This is a genomic window from Streptomyces sp. NPDC052236 (genome assembly GCF_044548015.1).
Taxonomy (GTDB): domain Bacteria; phylum Actinomycetota; class Actinomycetes; order Streptomycetales; family Streptomycetaceae; genus Streptomyces.
On record NZ_JBIUBL010000001.1, the window covers coordinates 663447 to 690417 of the forward strand.

General features: G+C 68.9%; 23 protein-coding genes and 2 pseudogenes. 12 read left to right on the plus strand and 13 right to left on the minus strand.

Going from position 1 to position 26971, the window contains the following annotated elements:
- Positions 1–40: 40 nt before the first annotated feature.
- The 6 genes from efeB to ACIHCQ_RS03180 all read right to left on the minus strand — a co-directional run bounded on the left by efeB (position 41) and on the right by ACIHCQ_RS03180 (position 6369).
- Positions 41–1339, minus strand: a complete 1299-nt coding sequence (efeB, locus tag ACIHCQ_RS03155) for an iron uptake transporter deferrochelatase/peroxidase subunit (RefSeq protein ID WP_399657223.1) — start codon at positions 1337–1339, stop codon at positions 41–43.
- Between the two features lie 7 nt (positions 1340–1346).
- Positions 1347–3374 (minus strand): copper resistance CopC/CopD family protein, encoded by a 2028-nt coding sequence (locus ACIHCQ_RS03160; protein ID WP_399657225.1) that lies wholly within the window; start codon positions 3372–3374, stop codon positions 1347–1349.
- A gap of 43 nt (positions 3375–3417) precedes the next feature.
- Entirely contained in the window at positions 3418–3891 is a 474-nt protein-coding gene (locus ACIHCQ_RS03165) for a copper chaperone PCu(A)C (protein WP_399657616.1), read from the minus strand.
- Positions 3892–3932: 41 nt separating this feature from the next.
- Positions 3933–4589 carry an SCO family protein gene (locus tag ACIHCQ_RS03170; RefSeq protein WP_399657227.1) on the minus strand — a complete coding sequence of 219 codons (657 nt, stop codon included), beginning with the start codon at positions 4587–4589 and terminating at the stop codon, positions 3933–3935.
- Between the two features lie 109 nt (positions 4590–4698).
- A complete protein-coding gene (locus ACIHCQ_RS03175) occupies positions 4699–5466 on the minus strand; it encodes a YcnI family protein (RefSeq protein ID WP_399657229.1) in 768 nt (255 codons plus the stop codon).
- Between the two features lie 96 nt (positions 5467–5562).
- Positions 5563–6369, minus strand: a complete 807-nt coding sequence (locus tag ACIHCQ_RS03180) for a hypothetical protein (protein ID WP_399657231.1) — start codon at positions 6367–6369, stop codon at positions 5563–5565.
- A 203-nt stretch (positions 6370–6572) separates the two neighbouring features.
- Here ACIHCQ_RS03180 and ACIHCQ_RS03185 point away from each other — a divergent pair, with 203 nt between their 5' ends.
- On the plus strand, positions 6573–7031 hold the full coding sequence (locus ACIHCQ_RS03185; RefSeq protein ID WP_399657233.1) for an ATP-binding protein: 459 nt from the start codon (positions 6573–6575) through the stop codon (positions 7029–7031).
- A gap of 33 nt (positions 7032–7064) precedes the next feature.
- Here the strand turns inward: ACIHCQ_RS03185 and ACIHCQ_RS03190 are convergent, their stop codons facing one another.
- Positions 7065–8561, minus strand: a complete 1497-nt coding sequence (locus tag ACIHCQ_RS03190) for an aminopeptidase P family protein (protein ID WP_399657235.1) — start codon at positions 8559–8561, stop codon at positions 7065–7067.
- 94 nt (positions 8562–8655) lie between these two features.
- On the minus strand, positions 8656–10194 hold the full coding sequence (locus ACIHCQ_RS03195; RefSeq protein WP_399657237.1) for a PP2C family protein-serine/threonine phosphatase: 1539 nt from the start codon (positions 10192–10194) through the stop codon (positions 8656–8658).
- Positions 10195–10824: 630 nt separating this feature from the next.
- Here ACIHCQ_RS03195 and ACIHCQ_RS03200 point away from each other — a divergent pair.
- Positions 10825–11586, plus strand: a complete 762-nt coding sequence (locus tag ACIHCQ_RS03200) for a bifunctional DNA primase/polymerase (protein ID WP_399657239.1) — start codon at positions 10825–10827, stop codon at positions 11584–11586.
- Positions 11587–11856: 270 nt separating this feature from the next.
- A complete protein-coding gene (locus ACIHCQ_RS03205; protein WP_399657241.1) occupies positions 11857–12444 on the plus strand; it encodes a hypothetical protein in 588 nt (195 codons plus the stop codon).
- 239 nt (positions 12445–12683) lie between these two features.
- Here the strand turns inward: ACIHCQ_RS03205 and ACIHCQ_RS03210 are convergent, their stop codons facing one another.
- The 3 genes from ACIHCQ_RS03210 to ACIHCQ_RS03220 form a co-directional block, all read right to left on the minus strand.
- Positions 12684–13685 carry a DUF5926 family protein gene (locus ACIHCQ_RS03210; protein ID WP_399657243.1) on the minus strand — a complete coding sequence of 334 codons (1002 nt, stop codon included), beginning with the start codon at positions 13683–13685 and terminating at the stop codon, positions 12684–12686.
- Positions 13686–13909: 224 nt separating this feature from the next.
- On the minus strand, positions 13910–14467 hold the full coding sequence (locus ACIHCQ_RS03215; RefSeq protein WP_399657245.1) for an ATP-binding protein: 558 nt from the start codon (positions 14465–14467) through the stop codon (positions 13910–13912).
- Between the two features lie 95 nt (positions 14468–14562).
- Complete coding sequence (locus tag ACIHCQ_RS03220) at positions 14563–15372, minus strand: glycerophosphodiester phosphodiesterase (protein WP_399657247.1); 810 nt, start codon at positions 15370–15372, stop codon at positions 14563–14565.
- Between the two features lie 237 nt (positions 15373–15609).
- Between ACIHCQ_RS03220 and ACIHCQ_RS03225 the strand changes: the two genes are divergently transcribed.
- Complete coding sequence (locus tag ACIHCQ_RS03225) at positions 15610–17187, plus strand: trypsin-like peptidase domain-containing protein (RefSeq protein WP_399657249.1); 1578 nt, start codon at positions 15610–15612, stop codon at positions 17185–17187.
- 127 nt (positions 17188–17314) lie between these two features.
- Entirely contained in the window at positions 17315–18145 is an 831-nt protein-coding gene (locus tag ACIHCQ_RS03230; RefSeq protein WP_399657251.1) for an alpha/beta fold hydrolase, read from the plus strand.
- Positions 18146–18282: 137 nt separating this feature from the next.
- Here ACIHCQ_RS03230 and ACIHCQ_RS03235 read toward each other — a convergent pair.
- Positions 18283–18903, minus strand: a pseudogene (locus ACIHCQ_RS03235) (DnaB-like helicase N-terminal domain-containing protein); the annotation flags it as partial.
- 759 nt (positions 18904–19662) lie between these two features.
- Here ACIHCQ_RS03235 and ACIHCQ_RS03240 point away from each other — a divergent pair.
- A pseudogene (locus ACIHCQ_RS03240) lies at positions 19663–19836 on the plus strand (transposase); the annotation flags it as partial.
- A 13-nt stretch (positions 19837–19849) separates the two neighbouring features.
- On the opposite strand, the gene ACIHCQ_RS03245 reads toward ACIHCQ_RS03240, so the two are convergent.
- Positions 19850–20722, minus strand: a complete 873-nt coding sequence (locus ACIHCQ_RS03245; RefSeq protein WP_399657253.1) for an SDR family oxidoreductase — start codon at positions 20720–20722, stop codon at positions 19850–19852.
- Between the two features lie 46 nt (positions 20723–20768).
- On the opposite strand from ACIHCQ_RS03245, the gene ACIHCQ_RS03250 reads away from it, so the two are divergent.
- The 6 genes from ACIHCQ_RS03250 to ACIHCQ_RS03275 all read left to right on the plus strand — a co-directional run bounded on the left by ACIHCQ_RS03250 (position 20769) and on the right by ACIHCQ_RS03275 (position 26910).
- Entirely contained in the window at positions 20769–21419 is a 651-nt protein-coding gene (locus tag ACIHCQ_RS03250) for a TetR/AcrR family transcriptional regulator (RefSeq protein WP_399657255.1), read from the plus strand.
- 112 nt (positions 21420–21531) lie between these two features.
- The gene (locus ACIHCQ_RS03255; protein ID WP_399657257.1) at positions 21532–21768 is read left to right on the plus strand and encodes a hypothetical protein; all 237 of its coding nucleotides are present in this window, start codon (positions 21532–21534) and stop codon (positions 21766–21768) included.
- Positions 21769–22183: 415 nt separating this feature from the next.
- Entirely contained in the window at positions 22184–23116 is a 933-nt protein-coding gene (locus ACIHCQ_RS03260; protein ID WP_399657259.1) for a hypothetical protein, read from the plus strand.
- A 232-nt stretch (positions 23117–23348) separates the two neighbouring features.
- Positions 23349–23555, plus strand: coding sequence for a hypothetical protein (locus tag ACIHCQ_RS03265; RefSeq protein WP_399657261.1), 207 nt, complete (start codon positions 23349–23351; stop codon positions 23553–23555).
- Positions 23556–23851: 296 nt separating this feature from the next.
- Positions 23852–25246 carry an asparagine synthase-related protein gene (locus tag ACIHCQ_RS03270; RefSeq protein ID WP_399657263.1) on the plus strand — a complete coding sequence of 465 codons (1395 nt, stop codon included), beginning with the start codon at positions 23852–23854 and terminating at the stop codon, positions 25244–25246.
- A complete protein-coding gene (locus ACIHCQ_RS03275; RefSeq protein ID WP_399657265.1) occupies positions 25243–26910 on the plus strand; it encodes a glycosyltransferase family 4 protein in 1668 nt (555 codons plus the stop codon). The genes ACIHCQ_RS03270 and ACIHCQ_RS03275 overlap by 4 nt, the downstream gene beginning before the upstream one ends.
- The last annotated feature ends 61 nt before the right edge of the window (positions 26911–26971 follow it).

Sequence of the window (26971 nt, forward strand, 5' to 3'; positions counted from 1 at the left end):
GCCGCAGTCAGGGGCCCCAAGGATTCATGACCCCGGAGCCTTACGACTCCAGAAGCCGCTGGCCGACGTACTCGCCCTCCTTGGGCCCGCCCGGCGCCGCGTACAGCCCGCTCGCCTCGTGCCTGATGAACGGCGACAGCGCGTCCCCCCGGTCGAGCTTGCGCTGTACGGGTACGAAGCCGCGCAGCGGATCGGCCTGCCAGCAGACGAAGAGCAGACCCGCGTCCAGGGTCCCGTCCGCCGCGATCCCGTCGTGGAAGGAGAACGGCCGCCGCAGCAGTGCCGCGCCGCCGTTCTGCTCGGGCGCGGCGATGCGGGCGTGGGCGTTGTCCGGGACGACCAGTTTCCCGTCCGGACCTGTCTGGTCGAGCGCGAGCTCGGTGGTCTCGCTGCCGCCGGTCAGGGGCGCGCCGTCGGACTTGCGGCGGCCGATGACCCGCTCCTGCTTTTTCAGCGGGAGCTTCTCCCAGTCGTCGAGCAGCATCCGGATACGGCGTACGACGGCGTACGAGCCCCCCGCCAGCCACGGAAACTCCGCGGCTGAAGGGACGAAGATCCGCTTGTCGAAGTCGGGCTCGGAGGGCTTCGGATTGCGCGTGCCGTCGATCTGGCCCATCAGGTTGCGTGCGGTCATCGGCTTGCCGGTCGCGCCGGGCGAACGGTTGAAGCCGTTCATCTGCCAGCGCACCCGGGCCGCGTCGCCCGCCGCCCGCTGGATCGCGCGCAGTGCGTGGAACGCCACCAGCGCGTCGTCCGCGCCGATCTGCACCCACAGATCACCGTTCGAGCGCTTGGCGTCGAGGTGGTCGGAGGAGAAGGGGGGCAGCGGGTCCAGCCCCGGCGGGCGCTGCGCCACCAGGGCCGTACGGTCGAAGAAGGTGCGGCCGAAACCGAAGGTGACGGTCAGGGAGGAAGGACCGGCGTCCAGCGCGACTCCCGTGTCACCGCCCCCCTCGCCGTTGCCGCCACCGCCACCTTCGCCGTTGCCGACCGCCCGGCCCGCCATCAGCTCGCTCGCGAGCGCGGACCAGCGGCGCATCAGGGCGGCCGCTTCCTTGCGGCCCGCGCCCGGGGCCAGGTCGAAGGCGATCAGATGGCCGCGGGCCTGCAGGGGCGTGGTGATGCCCGCCTGGTGCTCGCCGTGGAAGGCGATGGCGGTGGAGCCGACCGTCGTCAGCGCGGTCGGGTCTTCGGCCGAGGCGGCGTACGCGGCGGCACCGCCCGCCCCGCCCAGGGCCAGTCCGGCCGCGCCCGCCGCGCCTGCGGCGCCTGCGGTGGAGAGCAGCCGTCGCCTGGAGATGTCGCTGTCGTTCACACGGTCGTTCGCACGATCACTCACGGGTACATCAGCCGATCTTGATGTTCTTGTCGACGGTCGTCTGGTCGATGTCGGAGGTCCGTACCGTCACCTGGACCTGCCACTCGTCCGGTATCGGGATCAGGACCGGGTCCGCGCTCCAGTGTCCGGCAGCGACGCGGGTGGGAGTGATCGGCAGCGGCCCGATCTGCTTGGCCGTGAGCGTGAAGGAGACCTTCACCTCGGGCACGTCCAGCGGCTTCCCGTCCGGCCGGTTGAGGTAGAGGTGCATCACGTTGGTGCCGGTGGTGGCCGGATCGAGGGTGAGCCGTACCGTGCCCTTGCCGTTCTGGCCGCCGGTGTCGAACGGCAGCGTGATCTCGGTGGGGCCCGTGGGCGCGGGGGCGGCGGCTCCTGCCTGGGCGCTGCCGCCCGCCTTGGCCGCCTCCTCTTCCGTACGGCCCGGTTCGGTGCTCGTCAGCACGGTGGCCACCGCGAGCAGAGTGATCGCGATACTCGCCTCGGCCAGCACGGAACGGCGCAGTCCGGAACGCTCGGGGTCGGCCGACCTGGCCTTCTTCTTCTCGGCCGTGACCACTGCCGCCTGTTGCCGGGCGAGCTGAGCCACCCGCTCCGGATCCGAGGTTCCCGAGGACTTCCCGGACTCCTCGGACTTCCCGGACTCCTCGGACTCCTCGGGGACGGTGACCGCCTCCGACTCAGCTTCCGCCTCCGACTCAGCCACCTCGGCGAGCCGCCCCGTCCACCGGCGCGAGACCCATGCGGCGCTGACCATGACGACGACCAGCCCGATCTTGACCAGTAGCAGCTGCCCGTACGGCGTCCCGGTCAGCGCCGACCAGGAGCCGACCTGCCGCCACGCCTGGTAGAGCCCGGTCGCGGCGAGTACGGAGACGCTGCTCAGTGCGACCTTGGAGAACGTCCGTACCGCCGCCCGCTCGATCGACGGCGACCCGTAGAGCGCGGTCAGCAGCGCCGCGAGCCCGCCGAGCCAGGTCGCCACGGCCAGCAAATGCAGTACGTCCAGGGGCATCGCGAGGCCCGACTGAATGCCTGTCGACGCGTGCTCCGACAGCGCCCAGGTCGCGGCGATCCCGGCCGCGACGACCGTGCCGCCGATGGTGAGGCCGAAGGCCAGGTCGTTCCGCTGGGCCCTGGCCGCTGCCCCGGCCCCATCGGCCCCATCGGCACCGTCAGCGTTCTCGGCGCCCTCGGCGTCCTCCACCGCATCCGCCTGCTCGGCCCCCTTCGCGTACGCCCCGAAGAGGACGGCCACGAACAGCGCCGCGGCCCCGAGCAGCAGCAGTCGCGAGACGAGCGCGGCCCCGGTCTTGGTGTCCAGCACATCCTGCAGCCCGCCAAGATCGAAGGCGTCCGCGAGCTTGCCCGAGCCGGTGTACGGGGTGCGCAGCAGCAACAGCGCGAGAGTGCCCGCGGTGAGCGTCAGCCACCCCTGTACGACCAGACGTTGCAGCGCCCGTACGGAAGCGCCGCGCCGCCAGCAGATGAGCACAAAGGCCGCGCCGCCGGTGAGCAGTATGAAACCGGCGTACGAGGCGTAGCGCGCGACGTCGTAGAGGAGACCGACCACGCCCCCGCCGGCCTCCTGGGAGGGCAGCGCGACAGTGGTCTTGGAGGGCGCCCCGATGGAGAAGGTGAAGGCTCCGGAGACGGGATGGCTGTCGGCGGAGACCGCCCGCCACGCCACGGTGTACGTGCCGTTGGGCAGCTCCGGCCGCAGGTCGACGCCGTACGCGACCGCGCCCCCGCTGCCGAGGTCGCGGACCTTCGCCTGGTCGGCGCGCTTGCCGCTGGGTTCCAGGACCCGGATCGAATCGTCCCCCATGGCGATTTCCTCGGAGAAGGTGAGCGTCACCTCCTTGGGCGCGGTGGCGACCACCGCCCCGTCCTTCGGGTTGCTCCCGGTCAGGGCGGCGTGCGCGGACGCGGGGCTCGCGCCTGCCAGGAGCGCGCCGATGAGCGTGCCGATGAGCACGGTCGCGGCGAGCAGTTGCCGGACCGTGGAGAGGCCGAAGCGCGGGGCGGTGGCTGTCATGGCGTGATCAGTCCTCAGTAGTCCTCAGTAGGAGCTCTCTGGGTCAGCTCTGTGGGTTGTACGTGGGCTCCTTGACGGGGAGTTCAACCGTGAGCGGGCCGGACTTCTCGAAGCGCAGCTCCACGGTGACCTTCTCGCCCTGCTTCAGCTGCTGCTTGAGCTGGGTGAACATGATGTGGTTTCCACCGCGTTCGAGATCGAGCTCGCCGTCCGCCGGTACGTCGAACCCCCGCACCTCCCGCATCCTCTGGTTCTCCGACGCGTGGATGGTGACCTCGTCGGAGATGGCGCTGGTGACGGAGGTGAGCCTGTCCGCCTCGCCCCCGCTGTTGTGGACCGTCAGAAATCCGGACGCCATGGCATCGTTCACGGGCTGCGGCATGAACGCGCCGTCGACCTTCAGCTCGGGCTTGCCGTCGGACGACGAGCAGCCCGCCAGTCCCAGCCCCAGCCCGAGTCCCAGTACCGCGGTCAGGGTGACGACCGCCGAAGGCCGGGCGGGTGTACGGGTGGGTATACGGGCGGATGCGCGAGTGGATGCGCGGGCTGCCCGGCCGTTCACGGATTCTCCCCGCGGACGATCTTCGGCAGATCCTTGGTGTAGTCGTCCACCGATGTGTCCTCGCCGTACAGCAGATAGCCCGCGTCGGTCTTCGGGGAGAACGCGATGACCTGCGTGCCGTGCGAGGAGACGACCGTGCCGTCCTTCTCCTTCGTCGGGGCGTCGATGCCGATGCCCATCTGGCGCGCGCCCGCCTGGATGGCCGCGAAGTCGCCGGTGAGGCCGGTGAAGGAAGCGTCTCCGGCGCTCGGGAGCCACTTGGCGAGTTCGGCCGGGGTGTCCCGCTCCGGGTCGGTGGTGATGAAGATGACCTGGAGCTTGTCCTGGTCGGCCTTGGGCAGCTTCTTCTTGGCGATGGCGATATTGCTCATGGTGAGCGGACAGACATCGGGGCAGTGCGTATAGCCGTAGTAGATCAGCGTGGGCTTGCCCTTGGTGCGCTCACGCAGGTCGTACTTCTTGCCCTGGGTATCCGTGAGAACGAGATTCGGCTTGGTGTACGGAGTATCGAGCACGGTCGCGGGCCGCTCCGCCTGGACCGAGACATCGGCGATGGAGTTCTTGGCGGAGTCGTCGTCGCCGCTCGAGCAGGCGGAGAGGGTCAGGCCGGCGGCCACGACGAGCGTGGCCGCGAGCCGGGTTTTCTTGCGCATGGAGAACTATCCCAAATGTGATGTATGGAGAGTCCGGCGGGGGCGGTTCGGGCTCCGGCCTCCTGAGGCCAGGGCCCCAGGAGGCCGGAGCCTGATGGAGATCAGAGCCTCAAGAGGCGCGGCGGCGTCCGGCCAGGACGCCGAAGGCCACGCCCGCGGCGCCGACGAGGATGCCGACGATGCCAAGGATGCGGGCAGTCGTGTCGCTACTGTTCTCCGACGCCGTCTCGGACTCCGTGCCCCCGGCGTTCGCGGCGGCGTTCTTGGCGTCCGCCGCCGTGTCTGCCGTGTCCGCCGTCCCGCCGTCGTGTCCGTCTTCGGCGGCGGCCGACAGCTTCAGTACGGGCGCGGGGGCCTCCGGCTCCGGAGCGCCCGCCTTCGCCTCCTCGATCCAGCGCACGACTTCCTTGTTGTCGTACGTCTGGATGGCCTTGAACACCAGCTGATCGGCGTTCTCGGGGAGCGGGCCCAGCGAGAGCGGGAACTGCTGGAACTGGCCGGCTGCGATCTTGGAACCGTCCGCGGTCCAGGTGACCTTGGAGACCGCCTGGGTGATCTGCTTGCCGTGCACCTCGAGCGGCTTGGCCAGCTTGGACTTGATGACCTCGACCTTCCAGCCGGGCACGGGCTGCGGCATCACGGACGACAGCGGGTGCTCGGTGGGAAGGCTCACCTCAAGCTTCACGGTCGAGGCGTTGTCGCGTTCGTTGGGGACCTTGAAGTTGACCGTCGCATAACCGCCCTTGGCGGCCTCGCCCTGCGGCTGCACGGAGACGTGCGCGAAGGCGGTGCCGGAGAGCAGCAGTACGGAGGAGGCGGCAACGACACCGGCCATCAGGGACACGCGGGACGCATGGGACACACGGGAAACGGTCATGGCAGAAGACACTCCACAGTTCAGGAGAAGTGGGTGTGTGCCGGGCGCGTACAGATGCGCGGGCACCGCGACACCACTCCCGTCGAGTGGGCCGCGTCAGGCTGCGAGAGCGAAACAGGCGGGCGGCCCGCGCCTGCTCACCGTGTGCTGGAGCGTCTCCCCGGCCAACCGCACCGGCGGCCCGTACCGCGGTCGGCGGGCGCGCGGATCAACCAGGGGCGCCCCCTGGAGACCGGCGCGCAACGCCCGTACGAGCGCGAGCGCGGCGCGCAGGGAGCGCAGCCACGCTACCTCGGCCACCTCATGCGCCGAGTCGGCGGACAGTTTGATCAGCCGGATCAGCGCCAGATCCCCGCGCCGCAGCAGCCAGCCGGTCGCGAGCGCGGCCAGCAGATGCCCCAGCGTCATGGGAAGCGTGGGCAGCAGATCGGGCGACGAAGCCGCGGTCTGCGCCAGATGGTCATGGCCGGTGCTGCCGTGCCCGGTACTGCCGTGCCCGGGAGGGGTGGGACCCGCGGTGGTGACGATCCGCCGTGCGACGGCCGGGTTCAGGGACGCGGCGCCCGCACCGCAGAGCAGCTTCGAGACCAGCCTGATCAGCGCGTCGTCGGCGGCCGGGGCGAGCCGCAGCTGATGCTGCCCGAGCCCGAAGAGGGCGTGCAGGGTGAGCTGTCCTACGGTCAGCGCCACGGCGATGGACGGCAGCGAGCGGACCCGGTCGGCGAACGGCACGACCAGTCCGAACACCCCGAGGAAGCCGAGGGCCAGCGTCCACCAGGGAACCGCCGCACAGGCGGCGAGCACATGCCCCGTCGCGGACAACACAACACAGACCGCGGTGAAGACCGCGGCCCTCAGTAGCCGCAGACCGGCTCCGGCGTGTGCAACGGGGATGGGCGACATGGCCGGGTCATCATCGCACTGCGGGGAAACGGCCCGTAGGGCAGGTCCGTAAGGTCCCCTTTGCCATTTACACCGCCGCATACACCGCCGCGAAGGGAACACGCATCCGCCGAATGGTCGCAATCACGCCAAAATTGTGCTTACTGACCACGCGCTGCGGCAATACGTATCGGTATGTCGAGCCGCAGCCAGGAGGCTGGAGCATGAGCATCTGGTGGTCTCTCCACTTGCGGCGCGAAGCCGCGAGCGTCCCGCTCGCGCGTCGCTTGCTGCTCGGCGCCATGGAGACTGCGGGGGTTGATCCCGATATTTCCTATGATTTGTCGGTCGCGCTGAGCGAGGCCTGTGCCAATGCCGTCGAGCACGGCGGCGGGCAGGGCGGCGGCGAGGCTGCGGCGGCGTACCGGGTGACCGCGTATCTGGACGGCGAGAAGTGCCGTATCGAAGTGGCTGATTCTGGACCCGGATTCCCGGGCGGCGGACGGTGTGCGACGCACCCCGTGCAAGCGGCCGCGGGAACTGCGGAGAGCGGCCGGGGGCTCTGTCTGATCGAGCAGCTCGCCGACCATGTGGACTTCCGCAACCGGCCGGGGCGGGGCGCGGTGGTCAGCTTCGACAAAATCCTGAAATGGCGCGAGGACGCACTGCTCAAGGTCTCCTGAGCCGCGCGTCCTCATCACCTGCAACCCGTACGGTCAGGCCTTCAGCGAGGCCATCCATGCCTCGACCTCATCGGCCTGCCGGGGTAGCGCCGCCGAAAGGTTTCGGTTGCCGTCCTCGGTGACCAGGATGTCGTCCTCGATCCGGACGCCGATGCCGCGGTACTCCTCCGGCACCGTCAGATCGTCCGCCTGGAAGTAGAGCCCGGGCTCCACGGTCAGGCACACGCCCGGCTCCAGCGTCCCGTCGACGTACGCCTCGGTGCGCGCGGCGGCACAGTCGTGGACGTCCATGCCGAGCATGTGACCGGTGCCGTGCAGCGTCCAGCGGCGCTGGAGACCCAGCTCCAGCACCCGCTCCACCGGGCCGTCGACCAGACCCCACTCGACGAGCTTCTCGGCGAGCACGCGCTGCGAGGCGTCGTGGAAGTCGCGGTACTTGGCGCCCGGCTTGACCGCCGCGATGCCCGCCTCCTGCGACTCGTACACCGCGTCGTAGATCTTGCGCTGGATCTCGTTGAAGCGGCCGTTGATCGGCAGCGTGCGCGTGATGTCGGCGGTGTAGAGGGTGCGGGTCTCCACGCCGGCGTCCAGCAGGAGCAGCTCGCCGGAGCGGACCGGGCCGTCGTTGCGTACCCAGTGCAGGGTGGTGGCGTGCGGGCCCGCCGCGCAGATCGAGCCGTAGCCGATGTCGTTGCCCTCGACGCGGGCGCGCAGGAAGAAGGTGCCCTCGATATAGCGCTCGCTGGTCGCCTCGGCCTTGTCCAGGACCCTGACGACGTCCTCGAAGCCGCGCGCCGTCGAGTCACACGCCTGCTGCAGCTCGCCGATCTCGAACTCGTCCTTCACGGCACGCGCCTCGGAGAGGTAGACGCGCAGCTCCTCGTCGCGCTCCGCGGTGACCTTGTCGGTGAGCGCGGCCTCGATGACGGCGTCGTGGCCGCGGACGGCGCGGACCGGGCCGGTCGCGCCGCTCAGCTGCTCCGGCAGCTCGCGCACATCCTTGGCCGGGATACCGAGCAGCTGCTCGGCCTCGGTGAGGGAGTGGCGGCGGCCGACCCACAGCTCGCCCTGGCCGGACAGCCAGAACTCGCCGTTCTCACGGTTGGAGCGCGGCAGCAGATAGACGGTGGCCCGGTGGCCCCCGCCGTGCTCGCCGCCGTTCGGCTCCAGTACGAGGACGCCGTCCTCGGACTGGTCGCCGGTGAGGTAGGCGTACTCCGTCGAGGCACGGAAGGCGTACTCCGTGTCATTGGAGCGGGTCTTCAGGCGGCCCGCGGGGATCACCAGGCGCTCGCCGGGGAAGCGTGCCGAGAGCAGGGCGCGGCGGGCGGCGGTGTGCGAGGCCTGGGCGATCGGCTCAAGTTCGCGCAGCTCGGTGTCGGCCCAGCCTGTCGTCATATTCTCGGCGAGCTCGTCGGACACGCCCGGGTACAGGCTGTTCTTGCGCTGCTTGATCGGCTGCTCTGCTTCTTCCGGTGTCTCCGGCATCTCGGGTGATTCCGGTGTCTCCGGGATGAGCTCCTCGGCCACGTCTGCCTCCTCGATACGACACTGGCGTCTTCCATCGTATGTGCGGGAGGAAGACGACCGGAGCAGCACGAGGAATCGGCGAACCGGCAGAGGATCAAGCAAAGCGGGCGGCGAGCAGCACCACGTCCTCGCGGCCTCCGGCCTTGTCGAAGCCCGTGAGCCCTTCCGAGCCAGCGAGCCCTTCCGAGCCAGCGAGACTTTCCGGATCCTCCAACTCTTCCGGCAGCACCGTGCGCAGCACATGGTCGGCGATCGCCGCCGGGTCGTCCCGGGCGGCCCTCGGCACGCTCGTGGCCGCCGCGTGCAGCCGTGCGAAGGCCCGGTCCATGGGGTCTCCGGTACGCCGAAGGAGTCCGTCCGTATACAGCAGCACCGTTTCACCGGGCTCGGGCGAGAGCTCCACGCTCGGTGCTTCCCAGCAGGACAGCATCCCCAGCGGCGCGGACAGGGACGTCTCAATGAACTCGGTGCGCCGCTCGCCCACCACCAGCGGCGGGGTGTGCCCGGCCCCGGCCAGCAGGATCTTCCGCGCGGCCGGTTCCGCGTACGCGAAGAGCGCGGTGGCCGTGCGGGCGGGCTCGGTCAGCCGTAGCAGCAGCTCCAGATCGGAGAGTACGGCGACGGGGTCCTCGCCCTCCATCACGGCGTACGCCCGCAGGGAGGCGCGCAGCCGCCCCATCGCCGCCAGCGCGCTCGGCCCCGAGCCGCTGACTGAGCCGACGGCGAGACCCAGCGCGCCCTCGGGCAGCGGCAGCGCGTCGTACCAGTCGCCGCCGCCGCGCGGACCGGTGCGGTGGCGGGCGGCGAGCTGGACGCCGGGCACCCAGGGCAGCCGGCTGGGCAGCAGCTCCTCCGCGATGGTCGCCACCGTGGCGCGGGCGTGCTCGAGTTCGAGCAGCCGGGCCAGATGCTCGGTGGCGTACCGCATATAGAGGCCGACGAGGTGGCACTGCCGCTCGGCGGGCGCGGCCGGTTCGTCGTACATCCAGACGGCGGCGCCGAGTGTGCCCGCGGTGTGGGAGGCGATCGGCACGGTGTAGCTGGCGGCGAAGCCGAGGCGGACGGCGACCTCGAGGTGGAGGGGGTGCAGTGTCTTGTCGCCGAGCAGGTCGGGTTGGGCGACGGCTTCGGGCGGACCGCCGCCCGGACCGCCCGGACCAACGCCCGGACCGCTCGGCGCGTACCGGCCGTTCGGTAGCCGGCCGTCCAGGATCCGGCCGTACGCGGTGACGCTGCGTGGCACCGTCTCGATGTGGCCGAGCTCGTAATGGGTGAATCCGAGCCCCCTGGTGAGCGCGGGCCCGCGGCCCGGGTCGAGGCAGCCGAAGCAGTCGTCGCGCGAGGCGTCGGGCGTCGGTTCGAGGACGACCATGCCGCGGCGGGCGCCGAGCAGCGCGGCGCCGGCGCGCAGCAATTCGTGGAGGGCGTCGTCCAGCGAACCTGTTCTGGCCAGGCGCTCGGTCAGTTCATGGAGGGTGGTCAGATGGGAGACCCAGCCGGCCAGCCGGTCCTGAATCACCGCGCCGGGAGGGCGCGGCGGGGGTGCGAGGGCGGGCAGCGGCGAGGCAGTGTGCGGGGGCGCGGGAACCGTTGAATCGATTCCGGCCACTTTCGGCAGGTGAGGGGCGCTCATGGCAGCCGGCTTTCCGACTGGTTCGTTTCGCTCAATAGCATCGCAAACCCCCATGCTCACTCTGCGCCGCTATCCGTGCATCCACATGTACACGTACAAGTGAGGGGATGTCCAGCATCGCCCCAGTGGGATTGATGGTGTCTGCGGGGTAGTTAACTTGGCTGGAAAATGCACCCAATGGTGGTCTGCTGAGGTCTGCTGAGGATGTTCGGCAGCGTTCAGCAGCAGGCCCCCAGGTCGACGCACAGCGACGTCCGAGGGGGAGCGTCATCCCATGCGTGTGGGGTACGTAAACGGTGATGGCCAGGGGCAGTTGGTCCCGCCCCGGAACCTGGCGGCGGGCCTGGGCGTCTTAACAGCCGGAGGCCGCGCCCCATCCCGAGTGGCGGCGAAAGTTACAGCGGGACAGCAGCGGGACAGCAAGCGCCAGGCGCGCGCCACCCCGCGCCACGCGTTTAATGGACTACAGCCCACGTTCGGCCCCCGGGCGGCGATCCTGCCGCAGGCGAAGCGGGGGATCGCCCATGCCACCGGCAAGAGGCGATGACGCGCCCATCTGTACGCACAGTCAAGAGCTGCACACATCGGTCGATGTGGACCTCGGCGTTCAACGGAAAGGAACGAGCGCTCATGCGCGAGATCCTCGGAAGGCGACGCAGGCTCCGGTTCCGGCGCAAGAGGGGGCCTGTACAGCTCGAAGCGGCGCTCCACTGCGCCGCCGAGTGGGAATGGCCCGTGCTGCCCGGCGTGGGGCTGAAAGCGACGCCGGGCACCTCCCAGGCGTCCCGGAAGTCTCAGCGAGCACAGCAATCTCACCAGTCCGAAAGCTCAGCGGGGCCGGCCGGCAGCGGCGGTGACCGCGGGCGCGCCTGCGCCTGCCCCGACGCCGACTGCGTCGTACCCGGCGCGCACCCCTTCGACCCCGGAATCCTTGCGGCGTCGACTGACGAGCGGATGGTGCGCTGGTGGTGGGCCAACCGGCCCACCGCCCCGATCATCCTGGCCACCGGGGGGCGTGCGCCGTGCGCGCTGAGTCTGCCCGCCGTCGCCGGGGCGCGCGCCCTGTCGGAACTGGACCGGATGGGCATGCGGCTGGGGCCGGTCATCGCGACACCCACCCGCTGGTCGCTGCTGGTGGCCCCGTACACCCTCGAACGGCTCGGCGAACTGCTCTTCGTGAAGGACCGCGTGCCCAGTTCGCTGCGTTTCCACAGCGAGGGCGGCTATGTGGTGCTGCCACCGTCGGAGACGGGACCGGGGCAGGTCCGCTGGGAGCGGGCGCCGCTGGTCGGGTCCGCGGCTCCCTGGCTGCCGGATGTCGAGGCGGTGGTGGACGCGCTGGTGGAGGCGAGCACCAGCGCACCGGACGGTGGCAGCCGGCTCACTTACTGAGCCTTACGGCCCATACGGCCCTTACGGCCTTACGTACAGAGCGACAAGCACAGAACGACACGCGCGGAATGACACGCGAGGGCTGACACGTGCAGCATGCATATGCATCTGCACGTGCATATGGGACCGGCTCTCACCCGTACGCACTCGTACGGGTGAGAGCCGGTCCGACTTGTACGGGAATTGGGTGCGCGGCGCGCCGAGTGCGCCCATTCCGTCGATATCTTCGGCCCACCGTTATGAATTCGCGCGCAGCCGGCAGGTGGACCCATGAATCTCCGCATGATCGGGCTCACGGCCGTCGTAGTGTTCGCCGCGCTGCTGCCGATGGCCGCCACAGCGGGACCGGCCGACGGTCTGTGGCCGGTAACCGGCATCCCCCACGCGGGCGGTGCGAAGCGAGCGCCTGCCCTTGATCCTGTGCCCCAGCTGACCCCCGGTGCTGAGCCGAAGCCGGGTCTGCTGGCCGGTATCGGGGTCTCGGATACGCCGGAAGGCCCCGATGTGACCGGCGCCACTGCCCCGCAGACGGCCGCGCAATGTGGGCCGGAACTCGCCTCTCCTGATGGCGTCGAGGCCCAGACCTGCGTCCTGACCGAAGGGTCCGACACCTGGGCACGTACGTACTACCGCAATGCGACGGGCGAGGAATTGAGTTCCGCACTCACCCTTATGGGGCCGGCTGGGCGCACGCTGCAAACCAACTGCGTGGTCGCGGCGGGGGATGAGCCGGGTGCCTGTGAGACGCCACGTGAGTCTTCTCTGGGGCCTGTCGCGGAGTATTCGGCGGTGGCGGAGTTCGCGACTGCGGATGAGATGGGCGAAGGCCCCTTGCTCCTGCGGTCCGGCTCCAACTGAGGCACGGCCACGAGCGGTTGGCGGAACCAGACATTCCGCGAAATAGAAGGGCCCGGTCGCTGGCGACGGGGGATGCACCAGCGACCGGGCTTCTAGAACGGTAACAAGAGATCTGCGGTTCGCAAATTCGATCTCAGGTATTCGGACAGGTATTTACCTGCTGATGGCGAAGGTTGTGACTGGAGTCACTGCGTTCGAGCGCCATCGCCTGAGCCCTCTTGAGTATTCCTTGAGCAGCCTCAGCTGAGAGTGACTTGGCGATTGGTGAGCCCGCCGCGTGCCCGGCGCTCGTCCGCGGTCAGTGGCGCGTCCACCGCGAGCGCCTCCGCCAGCCGCTCGGCGAACGCCGCGGCGGGCTGCTCGCACTCCTTGGCGCCCATCTCGCTCGGCAGGTCCCAGACCGGGACCATCAGCCCGTGCGCACGGAAGGAGCCGACCAGCCGGGTGCCCTCGCCGATCGACGACGTACCGGCGGCGTGCAGTCGCGCGAGCGCGTCGAGGAGCTGCTCCTCGGGGTGCGGCATGACCCAGCGGAGGTGGTTCTTCTCCGGGGTCTCGCACCAGTACGAGGCCTCGATGCCGGAGAGCCGCACGGTCGGGATCGCGGCGGCGTTGGCACGCTCCAGAGAGGCGGCCACCTCGGGGGACGAGTTCTCCGCGGAGTCCGGCACCCAGAACTCGAAGCCGGAGTGGACGACCGGCTCGAAGGCGGCGTCGGTGTCGTCGGTATCCAGGAGATCCTGCAGACGCGGACCCTCGGCCGGCACTCGCTGCGCGGCGACCGGGTTGCCCGGCTCGGCGCTCAGCGCCCGCAGCAGGGTGTCCGCCAGGTCGCGGCTGAGGTCGCCGGATGAGGTGTCGTTCTGCAGGCCGAGCAGGACGGAACCGTCGTCGCGGCGCAGCGCGGGCCAGGCCATCGGCAGTACGGTCGCGAGCGTGACGGACGGGACGCCGTCCGGCAGTCCGCCCTTGAGGTGCAGTGTGGCGGTGGCGGCGGGCACCAGTTCGCGCAGGGCGACCCAGTCGCACTCGCCGGGCAGTCCCTCGAAGGGACGCTTGACCAGTTCGGTGACGGCGTGCGCGGCGGCCCGGCCGTGACAGGCCTTGTAGCGGCGGCCGGAACCGCAGGGGCAGGGCTCGCGGGCGCCGACAACCGGGACGCTCACGTCAGCGCCTTCGGCGCGGGCCCCATTGCTGATCCGCGGCTTGGTCGTCTTCGTCTGGGGGCGCTTCTTGGCCATGGTGTGGCTCTCTCCCGACTGCGGTGCTGCTGTGCTGCTGTGTCGGGCGCGAGCCTAGTCGTCCGATGCCGCTACGGGGGCCAATGGCGGTGGTGGCGCGGGATCGGCCGCGTCGGCACCGCCTGATCCGTAGCGGCCGGAGGTAGCTGGACGTGGCCCGACGTATGTCGACCGCAGCAGGTCGCGAGCCGACAGCTGACAGCCGACAGCCGACAGCCGATGGATCAGTCGAGATCGTCGTACGGCTCCGCGAAGTCGAAGCTGGGGCCGCCGACCCGCGCGGCGAAATCCTCGCGCCGGTGTCCTTCGGTGACGATCACCCACACCGTGACCTCGCCGGCGGCGCTGTCGCGGACACCCCAGTCCTGGGCCAGCGCGCTGATGATGTTGAGTCCCCGACCACCTCGGGCGGTCACCGAAGGTGTGGCCGGAATCGGTCGGGTCGGACCGCCTCCGTCCGTTACCTCGACCGTGAGTCGGCCGGCTTTGTCGACGTGCCAGGCGGCACGGATACAGCCGTCGCCGATTTCTGCCTGCCCCAGCGGCCGGCCGTGCCGGTAGGCGTTGCTGAGCAGTTCGGAAAGTATGAGTACTGCATCGTCGACGACCGTTTCGGAGATTCCGCTGCGGTTGAGCTGCTCCCGCATTCGGTGTCTTGCCTCGCCCACGCCCGCAGGGCCATGGGACACGGCCATGCTCGACGACGTGGGCACCTCCTGTGCCACCACCAACGCCACCCCCGAGACCTCCTTTGCCCCACGCCACGGTGTGAATGCCCTCATGGACTGGACCGGAAACCGGACAGGGGTGAGCCAGTGACGCACTCGTATCGATCGAATACGTACCGAACGCGCCGGAGCACTCCCCGTAAGCACTACTAAAGGCGGCCTAGTTGGGACAAAACCTGCTTCGGGCGATTGGTGATGATTGCCTCGACGCCAAGCCGGGCACAGAGCTCGATGTCCTCGGGCTCGTCGACCGTCCAGACGTGCACATCGTGGCCCGCGTCGTGCAGCCGGGCGATATAGCCGGGGTGATTGCGGACGATGCGCATGCCAGGACCCGCGATTCGTGACCCGGCGGGCAGCCGCCCGTCGCGCAGCCGCGGCGTGATGAACTGCATCAGATAAACGGTGGGGAGGTTCGGCGCCGCCGCGGCGACCCGGTGCAGGGAGCGGGCCGAGAAGCTCATGATCCGTACGGGCGACTCCTTGGCCGACGCGGGGTCGGCCAGGCCGAACCGTCCCAGCAGCTGGAGCAGCCGCTCCTCCACCTGTCCCGCCCAGCGGGTGGGGTGCTTGGTCTCGATGGCCAGCTCGATGCGGCGGCCGGAGTCGGCCACCAGCTCGAGCAGCCGCTCCAGGGTGAGTACGGAGGTGAGGGAGGGGTCTCGCCAGTCGGGGCTCTCCGAGGCGTCCTCGTGGCCCTTCCACGTGCCGAAGTCGAGGGCGGTGAGGTCCGCGAGCTCCAGGGTGGAGACGGCGCCGCGGCCGTTGGAGGTGCGGTTGACGCGGCGGTCGTGGACGCAGACGAGATGGCCGTCGGCGGTGAGCCGTACATCGCACTCAAGGCCGTCCGCACCGTCCTCGATGGCCTTCCTGTACGCGGCCAGGGTGTGCTCGGGGGCGTCTTCGGAGGCGCCGCGGTGGGCGACGACCTGGATGTTGTGCGGGCGTGCTTGGGTCACCGCGTCATGGTGTCATCGCGGCGGGGTGGGGAAGTACGTGGGTTGACGGAGGGCCGTCCGGGGGTCAGGAGATGCGTCCGTTTTGTCGGACGTAAAGGATTGCGGAGATATACACAGCTCCTGCTTACAGTGACCAGACGGGCTGTGGGAAAAGCTGACCGCAGACACGTGTGCAGCGGAGCAGCCGAACAGCGGCCTTTTGCCGACGACTGACGTGGAACCTGAGGAGAAAGAGCTGTGAGCACCGAGAACGAGGACACCGCGGTTCCTGCCGCCCCGTCCGTACCTCCTGTGCCGGTCGCCGCTCCCGAGGGCACGCCTGCGAAGGCGGATGGCGCGCACCCGACAGAGGGTGTACGCGAGACACAGGGCGGACCTGGGACGCACCACACCGGGCCGGCGGCAGCGGGCGGGCAGGCCCCTGGGTACTCCCCCGAGCCCCAGTCCCATCCCCAGCCCCATCCCCTGCCCGAGCACGCCACCGCGCCGCTGCCCGGTCCCGTACCCGCGGGCGCGCCGACAGGGTCGCAGCAGGGCGGCGAAGGCGGATGGCCGCCGCCCCCGCCCGCGCTCCCGACCTACGGGGGCGGCGGCAGCGGCGGTCCGGCCTGGGGGGCACCGGCCGACGCGCCAGGGTCCCCGGCCCACCACCCCCGTAAGCGCGCCGGCGGACTGGTCGCCGGGGTGCTCGCCGCTGCGCTCGTCGCGGGTGGCGCCGGCGGCGGCATCGGCTACTGGGCGGCCGAGCGCAACGACAGTACGAGCGGTTCGACCACCGTCACGGCGGCCGACACCCCGAAGGACATCAAGCGCGAGCCCGGCACGGTGGCGGCGATCGCGGCCAAGGCGCTGCCGAGCGTGGTCACCATCGAGGCGAAGGCGAGCGGCGGCGGGGACGTCGGCGGAAGCGACGAGGGCGAGGGCGAGGGCGAGGGCGGTACGGGCACCGGCTTCGTCTACGACAAGGAAGGCCACATCCTCACCAACAACCACGTGGTGGCCTCCGCGGCCGACGGCGGCACGCTGTCCGCGACCTTCTCCAACGGCAAGAAGTACGACGCCGAGGTGGTCGGCCGGGCCCAGGGCTACGACGTCGCCGTACTGAAGCTGAAGAACGCGCCCGCCGGGCTGACCCCGCTGGCCCTCGGCAACTCCGAGCAGGTCGTGGTCGGCGACTCGGCCATCGCGATCGGCGCGCCCTTCGGCCTGTCGAACACCGTCACCACCGGCATCGTCAGTGCGAAGAATCGTCCCGTCTCCTCGGGCGACGGCTCCAGCGGCAAGAACTCGTACATGAGCGCGCTGCAGACCGACGCCTCGATCAACCCGGGCAACTCCGGCGGCCCGCTGCTGGACGCGCGCGGCGCGGTGATCGGCATCAACTCCGCGATCCAGTCGGCGGGGACCGGCGGTTTCGGCCAGACGCAGGCCGGCTCGATCGGCCTCGGCTTCGCCATCCCGATCAACCAGGCGAAGAACGTCGCCGAGCAGCTGATCAAGACGGGCCAGCCGGTGTACCCGGTGATCGGCGCGACGGTGGACATGGCGGCCGAGGACTCGGGCGCCAAGATCTCGGCGCAGGGCGCGGACGGCGCCGCGGCGGTGGCGCCGAACGGCCCGGCGGCGAAGGCCGGCCTCAAGGCGGGCGACATCATCACCAAGTTCAACGGCAAGCCGATCGACAGCGGCCCGACCCTGATCAGCGAGATCTGGAACCACAAGCCGGGCGACAAGGTGACGCTCACGTTCCAGCGTGACGGCAAGGAGCAGACGGCGGAACTCGTCCTGGGCGAGCGTAAGGGCGACAGCAGCTGACGCTCTCAAACACAGCGCAGGTGAGGCGGGGTGCCGGACCGAGTCCGGCACCCCGCCTCATGCTTTTTTCTCTGGAAGGGCCGACTCCACCCGACTCCGACGTTCAGCTGCCCTCTAGGTTGATCACATGGCCACCGCACATGTGAACGGCATTATCATCGGTTACGACGACCAGGGTGACCGTGACGGCATGCCTCTGCTCCTCGTCCACGGGCACCCTTTCAACCGCACCATGTGGGCACCGCAGGCCGAGGAGTTCGCCACGGCCGGATATCGCGTGGTCACCCCGGACCTGCGCGGCTACGGCGAGAGCGGTGTCGTCCCCGGGATCACGCCGCTGGGAGTCTTCGCCCGCGACATCGCTGGGCTGATGGACCTGCTCGGCCTGGACCGAGTGCTTCTCGGCGGGCTGTCCATGGGCGGGCAGATCGTGATGGAGTTCTACCGCCTCTTCCCCGACCGGGTCAGCGGGCTGCTGCTCGCCGACACCTTCCCCGCCGCGGAGAAGCCCGAGGGCAAGGTCTCTCGCAACGCCATGGCGGATCGGCTGCTCGTGGAGGGCATGGGCGGCTACGCGGACGAGGTCATCGACAAGATGGTCGCCCCGTACAACATCACCGCCCTCCCCGAGGTGGCCGCACACGTGCTGGGGATGATGCGGACGACCCCACCAGAGGGCGCGGCGGCGGCGCTGCGCGGGAGGGCGGAACGCCCTGACTACTGCGAGCTGCTGACCGAGGTGACGGTCCCCGCGCTGGTCGTCGTCGGCGTGGACGACGAGTACACGCCGGTGAGTGACGCCGAGTTCATGCACCAGCAGCTGCCGGACTCCACCCTCGCCGTCATCGAGGGCTCGGCACACATGCCCAACCTTGAACGCCCGGCCGAGTTCAACGCCGCTCTGGCCCGGTTCCTGGGGCAACGGCCCATTGGAGAGGCGGCTGCGGGTGCCCGGTAACAGCTTCTGCCGCAGGTCGGCCGGGGCATGGGTGGGTTGCCCGAGCGGCCTAAGGGAACGGTCTTGAAAGCCGAAGCGCCCTGGATCGGCCCTCTGCGGTAGGAGTCGTTGAGACTGCCCAGCTCCGGGGGCATGGCGCAGACGAGGTAGAGGTTTGCCTGCTCGCGCCAGCCGGGGCGGATTTCCACGTTCACGCGACCGCCGGCGGCGGTGGCCACGGCGGCGAGTGCCATCGTGGCGGCCAGGTCCGGCGGGGTCTGGGTGAACTCGGCCACGGCGGCGACGTGCTCTGCGAGCCACGGTGTCAGGGCCGAGACGGGGAACACGGGGAGCGCGGCATGGGTGCCGAGCGGGATCGGGTCCGGCCACCGGTCCGTAGTAAGGATGGTGGCCAGTTCCGCGGCGGCTCGGGCAGCGATCTGCTCGCTGCCGGAGGTGCTCAGACGGCCCTGTGTGATCAGGCGGGTGCCGGTCTCGATGAGCCGTCGCTGCTGAGCGAGCTTGGAGACGATCTCGGCGTAGTACGGGCCATTCGCGGCGGTGGGCGTGGCCTGGACGAGGAGGTGAAGGTAGCTGGCTCCGCCAACGCGCTCCAGGTCTCCCGCGTCACGGAGGTGGGAGGCGAGCGTGATGGGATCGACGGGGAGGCCCGACCCGTTCATGGCGGTGATCGAGACGTGAATGGTGGCGTGAGCCGGCCGGTAGTAGTCCTCCGCAGTGAGGATCGCGGTCACCTGACTGATCGCGTCGCACGACAGGAGCTATGGAGCCGAGGGCTGCCCTCTCTGCCTCCAAGTCGTTCGGCACAGCCGAGTCGATATTGTCCGATCCGCCGTGATGTACAGGGGGGTTGCTGTCGCACTCGGTGTTCACAGGGCGGCCTCGCGGTTATGTACGAGGACCCTGCGGACACCCGCTGAGCGACAGCGGGTGGTGCTGTGGTGCTGTGGTGCATGCTGGACGCACCTCCTGTTTCTTGGTTGGGATGGGAGTGCCGGGGCAGTGGGCTGCGTTGACCCGTCGACCACTGCCCCGGGCGACATCAGAGCCGCTGAGCGCGATTCCAGTCCTGGTATTCCTGGCGGACGTACGCGCGGTGGTCGTCGCCGGTGGCCAGTTCGGCCCCCCCTGCGACTGAGCCCGTTGTGCGCCATGTCGTGCTCGATCAGCTGCAGCGCGGCATCGGCTGCCACCGCGTCCGCGGCGATCGCCGGGGCGAAGGTGTCCTCCTCGCCGAGTGCGATGCGGTCAAGGACAGCGGCCTTGCGAAGCCAGAACTCACGGTGCGGTTCCTGACCGAACGGCCGCGTGGCGCGTGTTCGGTGAGCCAGCCGATTTCGGTGATGATCAGAGGAGCGTTCGCGTATGCCTCGGGTGCGGCACCAAGTCCGTTCGTAAGGGCGGTCATTGGGTCCTCCTGGTGTGCGGGGGTCGGGCCGGGCTGTCCGGTCCTCCGCACGGGCCCCCTGGTGGAGTTGGGCCCGCACGGAGGCACGTCAGCGGATCAGAACCGGCTGATGACACCGGTGAGGGCGGTCATTGCGGATCACCGGCAGGTGGTCAACGGCGTGCTGTGGCGGTTGCGGACCGGGGTGCCCTGGCGTGACCTGCCCGAGCGGTATGGCCCGTGGCAGACCGTCTACGAACGCTTCGCCCGCTGGAAGGCGGACGCGGCTTGGGCGAAGCTGGTGGAACGTGCCCGGGTCATGCTGTGGCTCCCTTCGGGTAGTGGCGGCGCAGGTTGGCGGCGAGGATGCGATCGAGTGTGCGGTCGGACAGGATCGGGCCCAGGCGCATGATCAGGGCGGCATCCCGGCCGGCGGTGTAGCGGGTGCGCGGTCTGCGGGTCGTCACGGCCTTCGCGATGACCTGGGCGGCGGCGTCGGCGGTCAGGCCCGATGCAGTACCCGAGGCCATCAACTTGTTGTTCGCCTGGACCAGGCTGCCGTAGCGCTCATCCTGCTCCGGTGTCATCTTGGCGGCCAGGTCGTTCGCCGTCGCGATCCCGCGGGCCGCGATCTCCGTGCGGACGCCGCCGGGCTCGACCACGACGACCTGTACGCCCAGCGGCGCGACCTCCCGGCGGAGCGAGTCACTGACTGCTTCCAGGGCGAACTTCGCGCCGGCGTACGCGCCATATGTAGCCATGGCGTACTTGCCGCCGACCGAGCTGATGTTGATCACGCGGCCCTTGCTGCGCAGCAGTGCGGGCAGGAGCGCCTGGGTGACGGCGATGTGCCCGAACAGGTTGACTTCGAAGACCCGCCGCCACTCGGCCATTGGCAGGGCTTCGACCGGGGCGTTCACCTGGATGCCGGCGTTGTTGACGAGTGCGTGCAGTGCGCGCGAGTCGTCGGCGACCCGTGCGGCGAGTGCCTCCACCTGCTCGGGCTTGGTGATGTCGAGGATGACCGGTTCGATGCCGGTTGATCGGATGGCGTCGGCGTCACGGTCGCGTCGTACGCCGGCCAGGACGTGGAATCCCCGGCGGGCCAGTTCGCGGGCGGCTGACGCGCCCATGCCCGTGGAGGCTCCGGTTACGACGATCAGCTTCTGGGTTTCAGTTGACGTTGTCATCTTCTGAAGATTAACAGATGACAATGTCAACTGTATGATGGGCGCCATGGTCACTCGTGCGGAATCCGCCGCCGTCACCCGCCGCGCTCTGCTCGACGCAGCCGCCGACCTCCTCGACCTCGGCGGCCCTGAAGCCGTCACCTTGCGCGAGGTGGGCGCGCGGGCAGGCGTGAGCCGGGGAGCGCCGTACCGGCACTTCACTGGCAAGGACAGCCTGCTGACCGCCGTCGTGACCGAGAGCTGGGAACGGATCGCCGACCAGGTCCACGCCCTGCGGACCGATCCGGCCCTGTCGGCCCCCGACAAGCTGCGTGACGCCCTCCGCACTCTCCTCGGCGTCGGCCGGGACCAGCCGCACCTGTACCAAATGCTGTTCAGGCGCCGCGGACACCGCCCTGAAGAACTTGGTGAAGGACTCGATCGCGTCCGGCGTCAGCTGTGCGGACCGGCTGGCGACCCGGCCGCAGACCGCATCCGCGCGGCCGGACGCTTCCAGGACGAGTTCCTGGCCATCGTCGCCGACCTCGTCGGGGAGCGGAACGCACGGCACTACGGCGCCCTGCTGCTCACCAGCGCCCACGGCATCGCGGACATGGAGCTCAGCGGCCACCTCGACAAAGACAAATTGCGCACCACCGCGGACGAACTCGTCGACACTCTCGTCCGCATGGTCGCGAACGCCGGCGAAACGACATAGCAGTGCCCACGCCCCGTCGACCGGACTCGATCAGCGGCATCGACGCCTGAGCACTGACGACGACAGCTACATTTCCCGGCTCGCCGACAACATGGAGTCGGTGCAGCTGGGCATGAGCGCCGAACTTCTGAAGGACGCCGAACGGGCCCTCGGCGAACGGGAGGCGTTGCCGGAAGATCTGCGGGTCCTGGCGGCGAAGCTGGTCGGCGCGCTGGAAGACGTGATGCGGGTGGCGGTGAGCAGCGGGGAACGGCTGCCGACGCCCTCGTACCGCTGCACGTCAGGAGCTGTTGCAGATGTACTTCGCGGACATGGAACAGCGCCGCGGTTGATGGCACCGAAGTCGTAGTCAGCCGGAGCCGTACCCCGGGACCTCCGGCGCACGCTGGACGCGTGGCCGTCCACTCGCCTGGTGTGACGGCAGGTAGCCCGCCCTGAACAGCGCAGGTGAGCGGCCCGGTGCAGGGACTGCGATTCAACGATCTTTCGATGGCTTTATCTGGTCGATGAACGACCAATATGAGCATTGTTGCCGGTCTCGCGTTCAGTAGACACTTGAGGCGCTCGTGATGCGTCTGACCGATTGAGCTGACTAATCGAGAAGCTGGGGCATCGGGCAGTTTCTTTTCGGCCAGTGAGGCCGATGGGTGAGTAATGGGTAATCCGGGCCACGCATTGGTGGCATAGGGCTGAGTCAATACGGAACGGCGAATCCGGTACCGCCGGTACCGTTCGATCCATCACTCAACAGATCGGGAATAGCCATGGCCACTTTCGACGTGCAACTCACAGCCAGCAAAGACCCCCGAAAGTGCTACGCGACGGCGGTGGGGGAGGAAATTCACACGATCACCGATCAGGAGAAGAAGGCGTTCGGCTTTGACGACTGGGGAAGGATCCAGCGAGCTTGTGGGTCGATAATCGGAGAATCGCCGGATCAATGGTTCCTGCACAATCCCACCAAACCCCACCCCAACCCGGGTGATCACAGCTATGACAGCGCCTACGATGTCTTCGATTGGCAACCGGTCACCGTCAGCCTCTACCCCACACAGGCTGAATTCGTTGGAGTCAACACGAAGCCTGTGATCGCGTACGACGTGGAGTGGGACAATGAAGCCGACCACACCGTTACCTTCAACGCGGACATGGCCACGCAGAAAACTGAAAGCGTCAGCCACAGCGTGTCGACAAGCACAACGATCGGCGCCGGTACCACACTCAGCTTCGGAGTCGGTATCAAAGAGGTCGGCGACGTCTCCAGAGAACTTAATTTCAGCTTCACCAAGGAATGGGGGGAAACGACCACCAACACCCAGGACATTACGGTAGGCACCAGCGCAGGAGCGTACGACGACGTGCCTGCACACTCCAAAGACACTGCATACCTCTGGTCCAATCTAGGCACCGCGCAATTCCGAGTCACCTATCAGGCCACCCTCAGCGGCTCGCTGATGACCCTCAACAACGACTGGTACGGCGGACACTGTTACCGAGGAATGGACGCCAGCTACGTGCTGGGGAAGGCGGGGCTGTCCCGTAGCGTCACCATCCAGTACGACCACACCGTGGGTTTCTATTCCGACGCACAGGTCGACATTGCTCCCGGGCCCTACGACCCGAACCACAAGCCACCGAGCGGATTACTCTCCCGCTCAATGATCTTCGCTCCCCCGTCCTCACGCGGTTCCAGGTAGCGGCTCTTCGAGCCGGACGGGGGCGCGTGAGGGCGCCAGGGCCGTTTCCGCATGGGCCGGGGGCAGAGCGATATTCGGTTTCCCCTCCGGCAGGAGCGGACACGCGGATGCACTGTGCGTGATCAACACGCAGACGGGCACCCCGAAACGTTCTGACCGAATTGAAACTTTTGACTGACGACCTCAGGGCCGGAGCCTTTCTGGGGTGAACCCCTGAGGGGATGGAGTGAAAATGGACGACAAGGGCACAACGATGCCGTCGGCTGGGCTTGCGGACGCCACCGACGAGCTGATCCGTGTTGCTGAGAGCCTGTTCGAGGCAGAGGAACCGGGTTCGTCCGGTGGGGCACAGCCACGCGAAGTCGCGGCTTACCGGGTGCTCCGCGGCAAAGCGGCAGGAGCCAGGGACAGGCAGCGGAAGAAGACCAGCGAAGAGTAGATCGCGGACGAGTGCTCCGCTTCCGTGTGCAGCGCAGTGATCTGGAGCGCGTATGGCGACCGACCGCTCACGGATGGTCGTCCGGCCGCAGCTATGTGGCCCCCCTACGTCATCCTTCGCTGGAGGAGGTGGCATTCGGGGGGCGCGGCAGGTTTTTCCTGACGGTCCGAGAGCGTTGCGCCGGTGCCCTGGCGACGACTTCTCTCCCCTCTCCGGGAGATGATGCCTCTTCCGCGCCGGCATGGGACAGGGAACTGGCCGCGGCCTTGGCGTGGCCGTTGCAATCAGTCACCGTTGTGATCCGCGCCGGTGCCGAAGGGGGCTCGTCGGGCACACTCGCCGTACACGCAGGACCGTGGGGTACCGGCTCTCTTTACGCCGTCGCCCAGGGCGAGGAACTGCATGCCGACTGGGATCCGAGCCGTCTGTACCACTTGCTCGGCCAGGACTGCCTGGACCCACTGCGCGCCGCGGTGTTTCTCGCCCGGCTCGACACCCCGTACTCGCAGCGCACTCTCCTGCGTGACATGCGGCTGCTGACCGCCGGCTCACACAGCACCTGGCCGGCGAGTGACAACCGTGCGCAGGCTCTGCACATCGCTTACCCGCCACCGGTCGACCTGCCCCGCATCGGCCGTATAGCGCCGGACGGTGACGTCGCCGGCGCCTTCTGGAAGACGCTCGGCGCATCCATGAAGCGCTGGGTCGGGCCTGGCGGTGCTGCCGACGGCGACTGGGCCGCCGGTGAGTTGAGCGGCGGGCTCGACTCCTCTGTGGTCATGGCCTGTGCGGCGACCCTGACCGGTCAACCGCTGCGTACCTACGGGCTCACCATGCCGGGTGCCCAGAGGGCCAGGCAGCAGGTCCGGCGTGCGGAGTTGATCGACCGGTTCGGTCTGGCGGATGCCACCCGCCCCCTGGAGGCTGATCCGCCGCTCTCGCCGGTGGGCGCCCGGGCCCTTGCGCGAGGAGTTGTCCCCTGGGAGGAGTGCTACCACGAGTCGGTCAGCGCCCTCTTCGCCACCGCTGCCGCCGACGGCGTCCGTTCTCTCTTCACCGGCTTCGGCGGTGACGAGCTGTGCACGCCGCATCCTCACGATGGTCTCGCCGACCCGGAGAACGGTCCCACGAGCACGTCCCCGGAGTACGCCCCCATTCCACAGCACCTCTCCCACACCGCCAAGGAGATGCTCCACGATGCAATGGCCGATCAGGTGTCCGCCTTTGACCCGGCCCCCCAGGGGCACGTCGCGGAGTCCGCCGTGGAGTCGGTGACTTCCGGCTCGGCGCTCTATCTGCGTCACGGTATTTGGCCGGTCCACCCGTTGTGCACACCAGAGCTCTTCCGGCTGTGTCAACGACTGCCCGGCCAATGGCGGTCCGGACGAACCGTGCAGCGCGACCTGCTCACCCGGCTGGGCTTCCCCAGCATCAGTCGTCCTGACGGGGAGGATGACTTCTCTCCGGTCATGGCCGCTGCCCTCCGTGGCCCCTCACGCCCCCTGCTGACCGACCTGTTCAAGAATTCCCTGCTCGCCGACACCCGTCTCATCGACCCGCGCGTCCTTTCCTCCGGCTACCAACAGTGGGCGGACGGAGGGCCGGGGGACGAATTGCCGTTCTATTCCGCGGCAATTCTGGAACTGACTCTGCGGTCAGTCGAAGCAGCCGGACAGGAGCACCTATCGTGACACCCTCCGCTCGACTGGCCACCTACCTCCACGACGACCCGCTCTCCGCCCCTGACGCCCCTCCACAGGAGGCCGTCTACGGCGCGGGAGTCGCGATCAACGCATTCTGGTCGGCCCTGCTCCGCCACGGTTCGCCCGGCCGCTACTACGTCTTCCACGACCGGGCCACGGCGGCGCGCTCACGACTGCGCGACATCCGGACGCGGCCAGGGATCGACCTCGCCGTCGCCGAGTTCTCCGAACTGGTGAAGAACTTCGCCAGCCACCCGTTCAGGGTCTGGCACGACTCCGAGGGCGACCTGGCCACCGCAGTGAAACTGCGCGGACGATACGCGGCACGCCGCTATCCGATCACTGCCACACCGCACGTACTGAGCTACCCGGAAATGGCGCACGAGTGGGCGCTGCGCCTGCTGCTCGCCGACACCGCCCCGTGCGACGCGGTGATCTGCACCAGCAAGAGCGCACAACAGGCCGCACGTAATCTCCTGGAGGCTGTGGCGGACAACCTTCGGACCCGCCATGGCACCGATCTCCGTTTTCGTGGCCGCCTTGATGTCATCCCACTGGGAGTGGACACCGAAGCCCTGCGCCCTGGCGGGCGGGAGGCAGCCCGGACCGCCCTGGGTGTGCCGCCGGACGCGTTCGTGACGCTGTGGCTCGGCCGTTTCTCCTTCGGCGACAAAGCGGATCTGCTTCCGCTCGTCACCGCTTTCCGGCAACTCGTCGCCGACAATCCAGATCGCGAGCTCATCCTTCTCCTCGCCGGAGGCGGGCCGCCCCCCTGGGGCAAAACGCTGCGCGACTGGGCCACACAGCTCGGCATTGCCGACCGCGTGCGGGTCATCGAGCCCGTACGTCTAGCGGACCGGCAGCAGTTCTACGCCGCTGCTGACATCTTCGTCTCCCCGGTGGACAACGTGCAGGAAACCTTCGGCATCACCGTGATCGAAGCCATGGCGTGCGGGCTCCCACAGGTCGTGTCGGACTGGAACGGCTACCGCGACAGCGTGGTGCACGGTCAGACCGGCTTCCTTGTGCCGACCTACTGGAGCTCGGCCAGCGGCGAAGCATTCGCTCGGCAGGGTCTCTACGACTGCTCCGCCCTACCCGAACACCTGCTGCTGGCACAGTCCACAGTGGTCGATCCACAGGCGCTGCGCAGCGCGATACAAACACTGATCGAGCATGAAGGGCTACGGGCTCAGATGGCCGATGCCTCGCGCCGCCGAGCCCTTGCCCACTACTCCTGGCCCCAGGTGATCAGTGCGCACGAAAATCTGTGGGACGCATTAACACGCATCGCGGACCGAACTCCAGGGACCGCGCCGAAGCGGGGCGACCACAGTACGATTGATCACAAGGCGGTATTCGCCCACTACCCGACCCGGAAACTGGATGGCGGCACCACGGTGGCAACCACCCCATTTGGTAGGGCGGCACGGGTTGGCGAGCTTCCCCTCCCCGCGTATGTCACTGCGATGGGTGTGCTCCACCTCGATCTCCTCAAGACGGCCCTGTCCGTCGCCGTGGAGACCGGCCCTCTCGCGCTCGACAAGCTGGCCGACACCATCGGCGACCGCACCGGCCAGCCGAGTGCCCGGATAACTGACCATCTGTTCTGGCTGCTCAAACAAGACATGCTGCGGCCGTCGGCGCCGTGATCCCTGTCTGCAGAGACACAGCGCCGGAGCCATCACCGAACTTGGCGAGGCCATGAGGTGA

Excerpts from the sequence above, each read along its gene's own strand:
- ACIHCQ_RS03160 (WP_399657225.1), bottom strand. The coding sequence starts at position 3,374 with ATGACAGCCACCGCCCCGCGCTTCGGCCTCTCCACGGTCCGGCAACTG.
- ACIHCQ_RS03170 (WP_399657227.1), bottom strand. The coding sequence starts at position 4,589 with ATGCGCAAGAAAACCCGGCTCGCGGCCACGCTCGTCGTGGCCGCCGGC.
- ACIHCQ_RS03175 (WP_399657229.1), bottom strand. The coding sequence starts at position 5,466 with ATGACCGTTTCCCGTGTGTCCCATGCGTCCCGCGTGTCCCTGATGGCC.
- ACIHCQ_RS03180 (WP_399657231.1), bottom strand. The coding sequence starts at position 6,369 with ATGTCGCCCATCCCCGTTGCACACGCCGGAGCCGGTCTGCGGCTACTG.
- ACIHCQ_RS03185 (WP_399657233.1), top strand. The coding sequence starts at position 6,573 with ATGAGCATCTGGTGGTCTCTCCACTTGCGGCGCGAAGCCGCGAGCGTC.
- ACIHCQ_RS03195 (WP_399657237.1), bottom strand. The coding sequence starts at position 10,194 with ATGAGCGCCCCTCACCTGCCGAAAGTGGCCGGAATCGATTCAACGGTT.
- ACIHCQ_RS03200 (WP_399657239.1), top strand. The coding sequence starts at position 10,825 with ATGCGCGAGATCCTCGGAAGGCGACGCAGGCTCCGGTTCCGGCGCAAG.
- ACIHCQ_RS03205 (WP_399657241.1), top strand. The coding sequence starts at position 11,857 with ATGAATCTCCGCATGATCGGGCTCACGGCCGTCGTAGTGTTCGCCGCG.
- ACIHCQ_RS03210 (WP_399657243.1), bottom strand. The coding sequence starts at position 13,685 with ATGGCCAAGAAGCGCCCCCAGACGAAGACGACCAAGCCGCGGATCAGC.
- ACIHCQ_RS03215 (WP_399657245.1), bottom strand. The coding sequence starts at position 14,467 with ATGAGGGCATTCACACCGTGGCGTGGGGCAAAGGAGGTCTCGGGGGTG.
- ACIHCQ_RS03230 (WP_399657251.1), top strand. The coding sequence starts at position 17,315 with ATGGCCACCGCACATGTGAACGGCATTATCATCGGTTACGACGACCAG.
- ACIHCQ_RS03245 (WP_399657253.1), bottom strand. The coding sequence starts at position 20,722 with ATGACAACGTCAACTGAAACCCAGAAGCTGATCGTCGTAACCGGAGCC.
- ACIHCQ_RS03250 (WP_399657255.1), top strand. The coding sequence starts at position 20,769 with ATGGTCACTCGTGCGGAATCCGCCGCCGTCACCCGCCGCGCTCTGCTC.
- ACIHCQ_RS03255 (WP_399657257.1), top strand. The coding sequence starts at position 21,532 with ATGAGCGCCGAACTTCTGAAGGACGCCGAACGGGCCCTCGGCGAACGG.
- ACIHCQ_RS03260 (WP_399657259.1), top strand. The coding sequence starts at position 22,184 with ATGGCCACTTTCGACGTGCAACTCACAGCCAGCAAAGACCCCCGAAAG.
- ACIHCQ_RS03265 (WP_399657261.1), top strand. The coding sequence starts at position 23,349 with ATGGACGACAAGGGCACAACGATGCCGTCGGCTGGGCTTGCGGACGCC.